This window comes from Bacillus cereus group sp. BfR-BA-01408 (genome assembly GCF_022663305.1).
GTDB classification, from domain to species: Bacteria; Bacillota; Bacilli; order Bacillales; family Bacillaceae_G; genus Bacillus_A; species Bacillus_A pacificus.
Window position 1 is genome coordinate 41,723 of the sequence record NZ_JAKUFF010000022.1, and the last position, 14,913, is coordinate 56,635.

Here is a 14,913-nt window from a genome sequence, read left to right on the forward strand (position 1 = left end):
GCTTTAAATCAAAAATTATGGGAGGAGTGAAGAGATGGAGGATCTATCAATAAAGGTAGTGGAGCAAAAAAACACACATATACAAAAAAAATATAAAAAGAAAAAGAAATTAGATTATATATGGGCATATGTCATGATTGCCCCAACTATGCTAGGATTATTCATTTTTTATATGTGGCCAATTTTGCAAAATATTTATTTTAGTTTTACAGCGTGGGATGCGTTTGGTAGCTATGAATGGATTGGATTAGAAAACTATAAAAAGATGTTTACTGATCAAGATTTAGGAAAGGCTTTTCAAAATACATTTATTTATATCGTGCTTACTGTTCCAATCAGTATATTTTTATCCATCATATTAGCGGTGCTATTAAATCAAAACATTAAAGGGAAATCCCTGTATAGAACATTATATTTTTTACCTGTTATTACAATGCCTGCTGCAATCGCGATGGTATGGAAATGGATCTATAATTCTGACTATGGGTTACTCAATTACATGTTATCATGCTTTGGAATTGATGGTCCTAATTGGCTTACCAACCCTAACATTGCATTATATTCAATTATTATAGTTGCGATTTGGGGTGGGATAGGATATAACATGGTTATTTTTCTATCTGGTCTCCAAAACATCCCTAAAACATACTATGAAGCAGCAATTATGGATGGAGCCCGGCCAATTACAATTTTCTTTAAGATTACATTGCCACTTTTATCGCCAGTTATTTTCTTTGTAACGATTATGTCTTTAATTGGGGCATTTCAAGTATTCGATCTCATCTTTATGATGATTGGTAGAACAAGTAATGTAATTGAAAATACACAATCTATTGTTTATTTATTTTATCAAAATGCCTTTATTTTGAATGAAAAAGGATATTCGGCAGCCATAGCAGTTGTATTATTAATTATTATATTAATCATTACAGCGATTCAAATGATATTACAGAAAAAGTGGGTGCATTATGATGAATAAAAGAGTAGGTGCAGTCAATAAAAATAAAATTATGATTCATGCAATGCTTATCATAGGTGCCTTATTAACCATGGGTCCTTTTATTTGGATGATATTAACGTCTCTAAAGACTTATGCAGAATCTGTTCAAGTTTCACCAGTTATTATCCCATCTCAATTTATGTGGAGTAACTATACGGAAATATTCAACTTATTACCATTTTTAAAATTTATGATGAATACTGTAATTGTTACAATAGCTAGAACGATTGGGCAGTTGTTTTTATGCTCATTAGCAGCTTATGCTTTTGCTAGAATACAATTTCCAGGTAGAAGTGTACTGTTTTTACTTACTCTTTCCGTCCTAATGGTTCCAGCTCAAGTGTTTTTGCTTCCACAATATTTAATTATGGTAAAACTGGATTGGTTGAATACATTACAAGCGGTAATTGTACCTGGGTTATTTAGTGCATTTGGTACCTTTTTATTGCGTCAGTTTTTTATGGGCGTTCCAAAGGAACTAGAAGAAGCAGCGAGATTAGATGGTTGCAATCACTTCCAAATTTATTGGTATGTTATGCTGCCACTTGCGAAACCAGGTTTAATTGCACTTGGTATATTTACAACACTCTGGTCTTGGAATGAATTGATGTGGCCGATGATTGTAAATAATTCACCAGATATGATGACATTATCAGTTGGCTTATCTTCACTACAAGGGCAATATGCAACAAACTATCCTGTACTAATGGCGGGATCATTTTTAGCGATTTTACCAATGTTGTTATTGTTTATTTTTTTACAAAAACAATTTATTGAAGGAATTACAATTACAGGTGGAAAATAAGAATAATAGAATAGGAGAGGATATGTATGATTACGGCGGCATTAATTGGGGCAGGAAGTCGTGGAATGTACGCTTATGCTTCTTACGCGTTAGAACATCCAACAGAGATAACTTTTGTTGCGGTTGCAGAATTGGATAATGCAAAAAGACAGAAATTCTCTGAAATGCATAACGTTTCGGAAGATATGCAATTTGAAACATGGGAAGAGTTATTAGCGAAAGAAAAGCTTTGTGATGTATTGCTTATTTGTTCGCCCGACCGGTTTCATTATAAACCTGTAATGCAAGCGATTGAGAAGGGATACAAAATTTTATTAGAAAAACCAATGTCACCAAGTCCTACAGAGACATTGGAAATTGCAGAGGCTGCCACGAGATATAACGTGTTATTAACGGTATGTCACGTGTTAAGGTATGCACCATTCTATAGGACTTTAAAAGAAATTGTTGATCAAAAGAAGATAGGGGATATCGTTTCAATTCAATGGAATGAAAATGTCGGTCATTGGCATCAAGCACATAGTTTTGTAAGAGGGAATTGGCGTAATAAGTCTGAATCAAGTTCAATGATTTTGCAAAAATGTTGTCATGATATGGATGTGCTACAATGGCTTGTGGGTGCAGAGTGTGAAAAGATTTCATCTTTTGGAAGTTTGACTCATTTTAAATCTGAACATGCACCTAAGGGTTCGACGTTACGTTGTACAGATGGTTGTGAAGTTGAGGGAAACTGCCAATATTCTGCTCTAAAATGGTATTTACATGAGAGAGATGAATGGCCAGCGAATGTAGTTTCTATTGATACAAGCATTGAAAATAGACTGGAGGCACTAAAAAAGGGACCTTATGGGCGTTGTGTGTACCATTGTGACAATGATGTTGTGGATCATCAAGTAGTAAATTTGCTGTTTGATAATGATGTAACAGTTGCTTTTACAATGTCTGCATTTACAAAAGAGTGTTGCCGTACGTTTAAAATTATGGGAACACATGGTGAAATTCATGGTCATGATGTATTAAATGAATTGAAGGTCAAATATTTTTCAGGTGAAGTTGAAACGATTTACCCAAAAACAATAGAAGGTGGACATATGGGAGCAGATAATGCAATTATGACTGATTTTATCGAAAAGGTAAAAAGCAATAAAACAGAAAGTTTAACGTCTGCAATGATTTCGGCAAATAGTCATTTGATTGCATTTGCTGCTGAAAGATCAAGAATAACGGGTGAAACAGTAAATCTTAAGCAATATGTGAAAGAGTTACAACAATCGATGAATCTAGCAAAGTAAGAAGAGTGCATATAAAGAAACAAATTAAATATACGATTCAAGTAAATTTTAACAGATAGAATAAGCTTATCTTTCTCTGTGAGAAAGTAATGGTAATTCCTATTTTCATTCGATATAATAGCCATAAACTGGTCATAACAACTTTATAGATGAGGGAGTAAAACATGATTGCAAAAGATAATCGAACACCATTATACTACCAACTAATGGATATTATTGTGGAGCAAATTGAAACTGGGAATTTACAAGAACATGATAAGCTTCCATCAGAACGTGAACTATGCGAGATTCATGATGTAAGTAGAACAACAGTAAGGCAGACGATGCAAGAATTAGAAAAAGAAGGATATATTTATAAAAAACATGGTAAAGGGAGTTTTGTCTCACCTCGTGTATTTAATCAAAGTCTTGTCCGTTTTTATAGTTTCACAGAAGAAATGAAAAAATTTGGAAAGGTTCCATCATCAACAGTCGTATCATTTTCCATAATTCATTGCGATAAAAAAATATCGAAAATTATGAATCTTAACAATGGAGAAGAGGTGTATCAAATTACGAGATTAAGGTTAGCTGATAAAGAACCCATGCTATTTGAAACATCTTATATTCCTGTAAAGTTCTTTCCATATTTAACGAAGAAAGAATTAGAAGAAACACCAATGTACGAGATTTTCCGTAAAAAATACCAAGTTCATATCACACGTGCGGTGGAAAGTTTCAAAGCGATTGCAGCAGAAAAAGAGCATGCAACATGGCTACAAGTTGAAAAGAATGAACCATCTTTATCTCTAGAACGTATTGCATATGCGAAAGAAAATATAATTGAATACACACAGACCATTGCAAGAGGAGATAAATTTACTTACACAGTTGAATTACAATAAGTATAGTTATACTTATTGTAATTCAACTGGTAATGATGACGTGATAAGATGTGGACTAATATTAAGGGGGTTCTGAAATGTTATTACATGCAAATGATGAAATAAGAGAAACATATGGAGCGTGTTTTACAGCGAAAGAAATTGCACAACAGCCAGATCTTTGGGAGCAAGTATATTTGAATTTTCAAAGCAAACATCATGAAATTATAGACTTCTTTTCACGTATTTCAAGAGATCATGAACAAGTGAGGGTGATTTTCACTGGTGCAGGGACATCCGCTTTTGTTGGAGACACAATTGTTCCATATGTAAAAAGGATTACGGATTTAAAGAAAATGCATATTGAAAGCATTCCAACAACAAATATAGTCTCAAGTCCTTATTACTATCTTCAGCCAGACATCCCAACAATTTTAGTGTCCTTTGCTCGCTCAGGCAATAGTCCAGAAAGTGTAGCGGCAGTGCAATTAGGAGAACAAATTATTCATTCAGTTTATCATATTATTTTAACATGTAATGAAGAAGGAAATTTAGCGAAGCAATTTCAGCATAAAGAGAACGCCTTTGTTATGTATATGCCACAGGAGGCAAACGATCAAGGGTTTGCAATGACAGGAAGTTTTACTTCTATGATGTTAACTGCACTTATGTTATGTAACTATAATCAGACCCATCTTTTAGAACCTAGCATTATGGATATTGTAAGATTAGGAAAAGATGTAATCAAAAAACAAGAACAGGAAATTCAACGAATTGCAGAAAAAGAATTTCATAAAATTGTATTTTTAGGATCAGGCGTATTCGAGGGACTTTCTCGAGAGGCTGCTTTAAAATTTTTAGAGTTAACTGCTGGTCGTATCCCAGTTACGTTTGACACAACACTTGGGTTTAGGCATGGACCGAAATCAATTTTAGATAAGGGTACAGTTGTTCTATTATTTTTATCTAATGATGAGTATACGAAAAAATATGATCTTGATTTATTAAAAGAGCTTTTTCAAGAGAAAGAAAGAAGCGAGATTATTGTTATAGCACATCAAGATAATCAGGAAGCAAGGCGAAATTCAAATACGTTTTTATGCAATGACGGACGCAATCTGAAAGATGACATGTATATTACGTTTATTTATATATTATACGGACAAATTTTAGCGTTATATAAATCTATTGCATTAGGGATTACTCCAGATAACCCTTGTCCAAGTGGAAGTGTAAATCGTATCGTTCGAGGGGTAACAGTACATCCTTATAAAGGAAAGGAATAGCAATTTATGAACTACTATGTCAAAGCATCTATGTATCTACTAGAAGATGGTGTTCGTGAGGGTGGATATTTACATATTGTAAATGGCTACTTTCTAAAACATGTTGAAGAAATAGTAGACGGAGCGTTAGTAATGGATTTTGAAGGAAGTATTATTTCTCCAGGATTTGTGGATACACATATTCACGGTGTAGCGGGACATGATGTAATGGATAGCACATATGAATCGTTAAACAATATTTCTATTATGTTATTGGAAAATGGTGTTACGAGTTTTTTACCCACAACATTAACTGATTCTTCGGAAAATATAATGAAAGCTTTAAAAAATATAGCTCATGCAAAAAAAAGAGGAGTGGAAGGGGCCAATATTATTGGAGCTTTTCTTGAGGGACCTTGTTTTACGGAGGTCTATAAAGGTGCACAAAACTCTAAATATTTTATTGATCCAACCATTGAAATGTTAGAGGAGTGGATTGTTGCATCAGAAGGGACAATTAAAAAAATTGCCATGGCACCAGAGAGGAAAGGTGCTATTGCGTGTATACATCATGCTGTGAAAAAGAATATTCATGTAGCAATTGGGCATACGAATGCAAACTATGAGATATGCCAGAATGCGATTCAAGCAGGAGCGACGATTTTTGTGCATACGTTTAATGGAATGAAAGGATTACATCACCGTGAACCTGGCGTTGTTGGAGCGGTACTCTCAACTGAGCATGTGTATGGTGAAATCATTGTAGATGGACATCATGTACATCCAAGCGTAGTGAATATTTTATATAAATGTAAAGGATACGACAAAACTTGTTTAGTTAGTGACTGTATGCGAGCGGGCTTATTAGGGGATGGCACATATAATTTAGGAGAATTTGTTGTCCAAGTGCAAGACGGCATTGCCCAAACAGAGGCGGGTTCTTTAGCAGGAAGTACACTTCGATTTATTGATGGTGTGAAGAATATAGAGAAATGGACAAATGCATCGTTATGGGAATGTGTTCATATGGGATCGTTAATTCCTGCTAAAAGTATTGGAGTTGATAATGAAATTGGAAGTATAGCACTAGGGAAAAGAGCTGATTTTCTTATATTAACAGAGGATTTAGATCTTATAGGAACAGTTGTAGGGGGAGAAATGAAATATAAAAAGAATAAAGAGAGGATTTGAGAGTATGCTTGTTTCAACTCAATTTATACTGAGAAATGCACAAGAACAGGGTTATGCGGTTCCGGCTTTTAATATTCATAATTTAGAAACTTTAAAAGCAGTAATTGAATCCGCAGTAGAGCTTAGGTCACCTGTTATTATAGCTGCTACACCAGGCACAATAAAATATATGGGAAAAGAATATCTTTTGCATATGATTGAAGCAGCGAGAAAGCAATATGAAATACCAATTAGCCTACATTTAGATCATCATGAGGATATAAGTGATATTAAAAATTGTATTGATTCAGGAGTTCGCTCTGTTATGATTGATGCATCGCATCATCCATTTGAAGAAAATGTTCAGATTGTTCAGGAAGTTTCGTTGTATGCAAAACAATATGGAGTAACAGTAGAGGCTGAATTAGGGCAATTATCAGGAATAGAAGAAGATATAAAAGTAGAAAACTCAATTTATACAGATCCTTACCAAGCGAAAGAATTTGTAGAACGCACGAATATTGACTCATTGGCAGTTGCAATTGGAACGGCACATGGACTATATAAAGGGGAACCAAAATTAGATTTACAAAGATTAATAAATATCAGAAAGCAAGTCAATATTCCTCTTGTACTACATGGTGCCTCTGGGTTATCGGATAGTTTAGTGCAAGAAACGATTCGTTTAGGAATTTGTAAAGTGAATATTGCAACAGAGTTGAAAATTGCATTCGGAACAGCATTACGTCATTATCTACATTCTCATCCAGAAGAAAATGATCCGCGTAAATATTTTTCAGATGCAATTATGGCGATGAAACGGGTTGTTGTAGATAAAATAAAGATGTGCAAAAGTTTCAATCGTGTGTAAGGGGATATTCTTATGATCGCGACAATTACATTGAATCCATCTGTTGATATGCGATATGAATTAGGGGAATTAAAACTAAACAAAGTACATCGTACGAAAGACTATGAAAAAACTGCCGGTGGAAAAGGTATTAATGTATCGAGAGTACTTCGTTTGCTGGGAGAAGAAGTAACAGGAGTTGGGTTACTCGGTGGTAGTAATGGCGAGTTCATAAGGGGGAAATTGGAAAATCTATCAATTGTTGATGAGTTTGTTTCCATTAAAGAAGAAACTCGTAATTGTATAGCGTTAATCACAAAAAAATCTGCGTCGGCTACTGAAGTGTTAGAAGCAGGGCCAACTATTTCGGAGGATGAAATAGCTCTTTTTATAAAAAAATATGAAAAGATAGTAAAAGATTTTGAGTTTATTGTTGCATCGGGAAGTTTACCTAAGGGTATTTCAAAGTCATTTTATAAACAGTTGGCACAAAAGGCGGCTGAAAATGGTAAGAAATTCATATTAGATACAAGTGGAGAGCCCTTATTTCATGGCATACAAGGAAAACCATTTTTAATTAAACCAAACAGGCAAGAAATTTGTCAGTTGCTTCAAAAAAAACGTGTGTCACAGGAAGAAATGATTGCGGAAGCAACTAAAATTTGTGAGAGGGGCGTGCAGTATGTTTTGTTATCACTTGGAAGAGAAGGAGCGATACTTATTACGAAAGATGAAAGCATAAGGGCAATTATTTCAGAAGTAAAAACTATCAATGCCGTTGGCTCAGGTGACGCAATGGTTGCAGGAATAACGTTAGCACTCGCAAAGGGGTATGGGATAAGGGATGCACTTCGTTTTTCAGTGGCGTGTGGAATGGCTAACGCAGCTGAGGAAATAACAGGTTACATACAACTTAAAAATGTAGAGAATTTCTATAATGAAATTACAATTGTCTAAAAGTAGGAAGGGGAGAAATATGGGGAAGTACGTTGCTTGTTTTGATATTGGAGGAACTTTTATAAAATATGCAATGATTGATGAACAAGGAATAGTACATGAACAAGGGAAAATAAAAACACCAGTACAAAGTCAAAAGAAAGAAATTTTGTATCGCATTTGTGAAGTAATATATGAGTTTGAAAAGAGCTATAAAATTCATTCTGTAGGTGTATCATCGTGTGGGATTATCGATAATATCAAGGGGGAAGTTCTGTATTCTGCCAATATTTCGGGATATAGCGGTACAAAAATAGCAGATTACATTTATAGTGAGACAGGGTATGTGGCGAGTATTGAAAATGATGTTCGTTCAGCTTGTCTCGGTGAAATGTGGAAAGGAGTAGGGCAGGGGAAAGAACATATTGTTTTAATCACACTTGGAACCGGGATTGGTAGTGGAATCATTACAAATGGCAAAATGCTTCAGGGAGTGAAAGGATTAGCAGGAGAGCTTGGTCATATGATAATTGTTCATAATGGAGAAAAATGTAGTTGTGGTGGAGAGGGATGTTATGAGAGATATGCATCGACTTCGGCATTGATTCGTCAGTATAAAGAAGCATCAAAAATTCAAGGGCTAGAGATAGGCACAATCACAGGTGAAGAAATTATAGAACGTATGTACAGAGGAGAACGATTGGCAAAGGATGTATATGAGCAGTTTCTACAGTATGTTGTTGCTGGTTTAGTAAATATTACTTATATATTTAACCCCGAATTAATTATTATTGGGGGAGGTATTACAGAGCAAGGTGAACCATTTTTGAAACAAATTCAAGAAAGGTTCCATGACAAAATAATGGATATCTATCAAAATAAGGTGGAAATCGCTTTAGCATCATTACATAATGATGCTGGTGTATATGGAGCTTGTTATGTAGCGTTGAATCAATGTGAGGAAAAATCAATGAATATATAATTTTAGAAGATATTTATCGAGAATAGTTAACACGTAGAGCTTTTTATTTTCAAACAACCATTATCTTGTTTATATATCAGCTGATGGTTGTTTTTGTTTGAAATATTAATAGGAATATACATTTGTTGATGATGTGCTATAAAATATGTACGGATGTGATTTATCATTTCGGTTCTCGATTTGAAGTATAAGTCAAAAGGAATATAATTATGAAGAAATTACCAAAAAGTATGGTAAGATAACATTGTCATACAACAAGGGGGATTTGTTTTATGGAAAATGGAGTTCTTGCTAAAGTAGATGTAACGAAAAGAATTGAATCGAAATCTAAGTACAATAAGAAACTTGAAAAATATCAAAGGCGCTTATTAGCGTTGCAGCAAATTGTAAAAGAAGAAAAAATTGCAGTTATGCTCGTTATGGAAGGCTGGGATGCGGCTGGAAAAGGCGGAGCGATTAAACGAGTGACAGAGCACCTTGATCCGCGTGGGTTTCAAGTAAATCCAATTGGAGCACCAGCACCTCATGAGAAACGGTACCATTACTTGCAACGTTTCTGGCGGAAACTACCTCAGTACGGGCAAATTACTATTTTCGATCGCTCGTGGTACGGCCGCGTGTTAGTTGAGCGTGTTGAAGGTTTTGCTACAAAGGAAGAGTGGATGAGAGCGTATGGTGAGATTAATGATTTTGAAAAACTACTAACAGATGATCATTATATAATCGGTAAGTTTTTCTATCATATTAGTAAAGATGAACAGTTAAAGAGGTTTAAAGATAGAGAGAATAATCCTTTAAAAAGATGGAAAATTACAGATGAAGATTGGCGTAACCGTGAAAAATGGGACGAGTATGTTGAAGCAATGGAAGACATGTTTGAAAAAACAAATAAGCCAAATGCAAAATGGCAAATAATCGCGAGCAACGATAAATTATACGCACGTTTGAAAACGTTGAAAGTGATTATTTCGTTAATTGAGGATTATTTTGTAGAGCATGGTATAGAATTGCCTTCTTATTATTATGAAATGAAAGAAGGTAAGACGGAAGACTTTGAAACGAATCAAGATGTAGTTGTAAAATAGTACAAGGTTTACATATGAAATATAAAGTAGAGATACCCTGTAATTTGGAACAACAAAATTACAGGGTATTTTTTATTTAGAAACATTTTACAATTAACAGAATAAGGTATATAATCAATAATCATATTAACAATGTTAATATGATTATTGATTATATGCTATGTGGGGGTCTTATTTTGAAGGGAAGAGATGTTGTTTTAGGTTTGTTGATGGAAAAAGAATTATCTGGTTATGATATTAAAATTGTGTTTGAAGACGTATTTACTCATTTCTTTGATGGAAGTTTTGGAATGATCTATCCAACGTTACGACAGTTGGAAAAAGAGGGGAAAATAAAAAAAGAAGTTGTTATGCAAGAAGGGAAACCAAATAAGAAAATGTACTTTATTACAGATGAGGGGCGTGAAGAGTTTTATCAATACATGCAAACGGATGTAGAGAAAGATGTTTTACGTTCAGATTTTTTAATGAGGATGTATTTCGGTAATTATAGCGATGATCAGGCGATAAAAAAATGGATTAAGGACGAAATTGAAAGGAAAGAAGCATACATTGCGGATCTACGTCTGAAATATGAAAAGTGGAGAGAAGGTATTACTTTTGTTGAGGAAATTTCACTCGATGTAGGTATCGCATCGTATAGTGCTCAAGTTGAGACATTGAAAAGAAAACTAGAACAATTAGAAACAAAAAAACAATAAAACAGAAGAATGAAAAACAAGTTCACAATAAATAAAGGGTGGATGAATATGGAGCAATCAAAGGGGATTAAGATTGTCTTTTTAATGTGTTTAGGTATATTTCTTTGTATGATTGATACGACTATTATGAATATAGCTTTACCAGCGATACAAACGAGTGTAAATACTTCATTGGAAAAGATGTCTTGGGTATTAAATGTTTATACAATGACAATAGCAGTACTTGCTATTCCGTTAGGGCGGATAGCTGATATCTTTGGAAAAGCAAAGATGTATATTCTTGGTTTGGTGATTTTTGGTGGCGGGTCAGTACTGTGTGCTTTTGCTAATACGGGAGATTTTCTTATCTTTTCTCGCTTTATCCAAAGTGTAGGGGCAGCGATTTTATTTCCAACTAGTATGGTAATTGGTGTATCAGCAATGCCATTAGCTAAGAGGCATGTTGCACTTGCAATTTTAGGCGTAACACAAGGTCTGTCAGCTGCGATGGGACCAGTAATAGGTGGAGTTATTACACAAAATTTCGGTTGGAGATGGGTGTTCTTCGTAAATGTTCCAATTTGTATTCTTGGAGTCATTTTATGCTGCACTATGTTAAAAATAAAAAATGAAGAACGTATTATCTCAAAAATAGATTGGGTAGGACTACTATTAAGTAGCTTAGCAATTTTCTCTTTTACTCTCATATTAGTAAAAGGAAATACATGGGGATGGCAAAGTAATATAGCTTTGTCTTGTTATGCACTTAGTACTATTTCTCTTATTCTATTTGTTTTAGTAGAACGAAAGATTCATAATCCGATGGTGAATTTAAATTTATTTAAAGATCGAATGTTTGTCGGAGCATCTATCGTTGTCATATTAAGTAATGTATTTTTAATTGGAGTTACTGTATTACTTCCAACATTCTTAACGAAAATACAAGGTCGAACGGAAATTGAAGCAGCTTTTTTAGTGACACCTATTTCAGCAATGATATTTTTTGTCTCACCAGCTGCAGCAACTTTAATTAAAAAACTCGGAAAAGTAACTATTATTTTATCAGGCTTTCTTGTTATGGGCTTATCTTATTATTGGTTGCAAATGATTGATGTTAATTCAACAAATATAGAAATTATTATTCCATGTATGATATTGGGTGTTGGGTATGGTTTAGTAGTAGGTCCAATTACAGTTTTAAGTGCTTCTTCGTTTGAAGGGGAATTATTAACTGCTTCTCAAAGTGTTGTGTCAATGTTGCGGCAAGTAGGTATTGTTTTAGCGGTCGCAATATTTGTATCTAACTTAACTCACAACTTAACTGTAAATAAAGAGAATGTATATCGTTATGCAGAAGAAAAGGTGCGTAATATTCATGTGAGTAGTGTCGAGCAAGCTGAGATATTACAAGTAACAAAAGAAAAAATAGAGAATCAAAGTATAGAAACGAATGTAGAAAAGCATCAAAATGAAAAATTTGTAGGGTTAAATAAAGAGAAAAAAGACGAATTAATTCACCAAAAAGTAGATGAAGTATTAAATGCTGTTCCAGTAGAATATAGAGATATAAAAAGAGAAGAAGTTATGAATCAAGTGACAAATGAAGTTGAAAAACAAGAAGAAAGTATAAAGAAAGAAGTACGTGCATTTTCGAACGATGTGAATCATTATGCTAAGAATCAGATGGCTATGAGTTTTACAGATTTATATAAAGCGAGTGTGCCAATTATTTTACTCTTTGCTTTAGTGAGTTTGTTATTTTGGGAAGGGAAAGCTTTGAGTAAAAGAAGGGAAAAAAGGGTAGTAGGGGGATTGGAAGGGAAATAGGCCAAACATGAATTTTATTCTAATTATTGAAAGTTGGCTATTAACAAAGGAAAGAACTCCACGGACGAAACATGAATGGCGGAGTTCTTTCCTTTGTGCTTATAGACATATGTGTCACTATCATGAAGTATTTACTCTCATTCATTATCAGCCAAAATCAAAGATGAACTGAATAGTATGAATAAGTATTTTTACATACAATGAATAGGTACGTATCAAGTTCAAATATAGGATGCATAATATTACTTTTATAGGATTCTACATATGTTTTCAAGGAGGTTGTATATGTCTATAAAACATATAAATCTGGGGATTCGATTTTTTCTAGAATTATGTGCTCTTGCATCACTATGTTATTGGGGCTTTCAATTTTTTTGGAATGTATATGGGAAATATGTTTTTGGTATTGGTTCACCACTACTTTTTGCAATAATATGGGGGCGGTTCATTGCACCTAAAGCATCATTAAAATTGCCAGAACCATATAGGTTTATGCTAGAAATCATCTTGTTTGGAGTTAGCTCTGTTGCTCTATATGTTGTTGATCAAAAATCCTTTGCTATTATTCTTGCCGTGTTATTTATAATAAATCGCACTTTAATCATTGTCTGGAAACAGTAAATTTACTACAGTATCTATATAAAATTACATGTCATGTAGTTTTATATTGTATTTTAATAATACAAAAGAGCGGTGTTAAAAATTAGAGGATTTTGTTGTTCTATAGTACATTAACAAAGGGGATTAGTTTTATAGAGAGGATGAGGAAATAATAGATACAGCAGATGTTTCAATAACTAATCGTATGTACACAGAAGATGAGCAACAAAAATTATACAAACGAACGTTAATAATCGTAAGTATTTCACAAATGTTCGGCGGAGCAGGATTAGCTGCTGGGATTACAGTAGGTGCACTTCTTGCGCAGCAAATGCTAGGGACAGATGCATATGCAGGATTACCGGCAGCTATGTTTACGATGGGATCTGCGATAGCGGCTTTCTTTGTTGGGAAGTTATCGCAAAAGTATGGTCGCCGCGTAGGGCTTGCAGCAGGTTTTATAGTAGGCGGGTTAGGGGCTATTGGAGTTGTGATGGCAGCTTTAACAAATAGTATTATTCTTTTACTGGTTTCTTTACTTATATATGGCGCGGGCACAGCTACAAATTTACAAGCGCGTTATGCTGGAACGGATTTAGCGAATAAGAAGCAAAGAGCAACTGCTATTAGTATTACGATGGTAATGACGACTTTTGGTGCGGTCGCAGGTCCCAATTTAGTAGGTGTAATGGGAAGGTTTGCTCATTCAATTGGAATTCCTGAACTTGCTGGTCCGTTCATATTATCAGCAGCTGCATTTATACTGGCGGGTCTTGTACTATTTGTTATGCTTCGTCCCGATCCGTTACTTATTGCTAATATGATAGAATCATATAAACAAGAACATACATATAAAGGCCAACCGGTAACAGAAGAAGCGAAAGAAAATAAAAGAGGCATTACAGTTGGAGCTATCGTAATGATACTTACGCAAATCGTGATGGTTGCGATTATGACGATGACGCCAGTTCATATGGGACACCACGGTCATGGATTAAGTGCAGTAGGACTTGTGATTGGTTTTCATGTGGGTGCAATGTATCTTCCGTCTCTTGTTACAGGAATGTTAATTGATAAAATCGGTAGAACTACGATGAGTATAGCAGGCGGAGTAATTTTACTAGCAGCAGGTGTCATAGCGGCGATAGCGCCAAGTGATTCTATAATACTATTAATTGTTGCTTTGTCATTACTTGGATTAGGATGGAACCTCGGTTTAATAAGTGGTACGGCTCAAATTGTTGATGCAACTATCCCTTCCACACGTGCAAAGACACAAGGGAAGATAGATGTGTTTATTGCGCTAGCTGGAGCTTCAGGTGGAGCGATGTCAGGAATGGTAGTGGCGAATTCAAGTTATGCGGCATTATCATTAGCTGGAGGGGGGATAGCTTTCATGCTTATTCCTGTTGTGATATGGTCCCGAAAAGGATAACGAAATTGAAGTGAGGTTGTCCCAAAAGGTCGTTAAAAACGACCTTTTGGAGACAATTTCTTATATTTCACCTTTATATGGATAAAAACCCCAATCATAAATAGAAAACCCATTGTTTTTCTA

At 34.6% G+C, this 14,913-nt stretch carries 13 protein-coding genes and 1 pseudogene; all 14 read left to right on the forward strand.

What is annotated here, in order from left to right:
• Positions 1–34 precede the first annotated feature (34 nt).
• Complete coding sequence (locus MR083_RS12130) at positions 35–979, forward strand: carbohydrate ABC transporter permease (protein ID WP_000389887.1); 945 nt, start codon at positions 35–37, stop codon at positions 977–979.
• On the forward strand, positions 972–1,805 hold the full coding sequence (locus tag MR083_RS12135) for a carbohydrate ABC transporter permease (RefSeq protein WP_242269374.1): 834 nt from the start codon (positions 972–974) through the stop codon (positions 1,803–1,805). Before MR083_RS12130 ends, MR083_RS12135 begins: the two co-directional genes overlap by 8 nt.
• Positions 1,806–1,831: 26 nt before the next feature.
• Positions 1,832–3,097, forward strand: a complete 1,266-nt coding sequence (locus MR083_RS12140; protein ID WP_042874859.1) for a Gfo/Idh/MocA family protein — start codon at positions 1,832–1,834, stop codon at positions 3,095–3,097.
• Positions 3,098–3,261: 164 nt separating this feature from the next.
• Positions 3,262–3,981, forward strand: a complete 720-nt coding sequence (locus MR083_RS12145; RefSeq protein ID WP_000560688.1) for a GntR family transcriptional regulator — start codon at positions 3,262–3,264, stop codon at positions 3,979–3,981.
• 77 nt (positions 3,982–4,058) lie between these two features.
• The gene (locus tag MR083_RS12150; protein WP_242269372.1) at positions 4,059–5,246 is read left to right on the forward strand and encodes an SIS domain-containing protein; all 1,188 of its coding nucleotides are present in this window, start codon (positions 4,059–4,061) and stop codon (positions 5,244–5,246) included.
• Between the two features lie 6 nt (positions 5,247–5,252).
• Positions 5,253–6,416 (forward strand): N-acetylglucosamine-6-phosphate deacetylase, encoded by a 1,164-nt coding sequence (gene nagA, locus MR083_RS12155; protein ID WP_001110429.1) that lies wholly within the window; start codon positions 5,253–5,255, stop codon positions 6,414–6,416.
• 4 nt (positions 6,417–6,420) lie between these two features.
• Complete coding sequence (locus MR083_RS12160) at positions 6,421–7,266, forward strand: tagatose-bisphosphate aldolase subunit GatY (protein ID WP_000961492.1); 846 nt, start codon at positions 6,421–6,423, stop codon at positions 7,264–7,266.
• A 12-nt stretch (positions 7,267–7,278) separates the two neighbouring features.
• Complete coding sequence (pfkB, locus tag MR083_RS12165; RefSeq protein ID WP_000562124.1) at positions 7,279–8,202, forward strand: 1-phosphofructokinase; 924 nt, start codon at positions 7,279–7,281, stop codon at positions 8,200–8,202.
• 19 nt (positions 8,203–8,221) lie between these two features.
• Entirely contained in the window at positions 8,222–9,163 is a 942-nt protein-coding gene (locus MR083_RS12170; RefSeq protein ID WP_000521667.1) for an ROK family protein, read from the forward strand.
• A gap of 272 nt (positions 9,164–9,435) precedes the next feature.
• Entirely contained in the window at positions 9,436–10,248 is an 813-nt protein-coding gene (locus MR083_RS12175) for a polyphosphate kinase 2 family protein (protein WP_000427383.1), read from the forward strand.
• 176 nt (positions 10,249–10,424) lie between these two features.
• Positions 10,425–10,962 (forward strand): annotated as a pseudogene (locus tag MR083_RS12180) (PadR family transcriptional regulator).
• A gap of 35 nt (positions 10,963–10,997) precedes the next feature.
• Positions 10,998–12,755 (forward strand): MFS transporter, encoded by a 1,758-nt coding sequence (locus MR083_RS12185; protein WP_242269373.1) that lies wholly within the window; start codon positions 10,998–11,000, stop codon positions 12,753–12,755.
• A gap of 285 nt (positions 12,756–13,040) precedes the next feature.
• The gene (locus MR083_RS12190; RefSeq protein WP_000023130.1) at positions 13,041–13,376 is read left to right on the forward strand and encodes a YrdB family protein; all 336 of its coding nucleotides are present in this window, start codon (positions 13,041–13,043) and stop codon (positions 13,374–13,376) included.
• A gap of 148 nt (positions 13,377–13,524) precedes the next feature.
• On the forward strand, positions 13,525–14,790 hold the full coding sequence (locus tag MR083_RS12195) for an MFS transporter (protein WP_242269376.1): 1,266 nt from the start codon (positions 13,525–13,527) through the stop codon (positions 14,788–14,790).
• Positions 14,791–14,913: the final 123 nt, after the last annotated feature.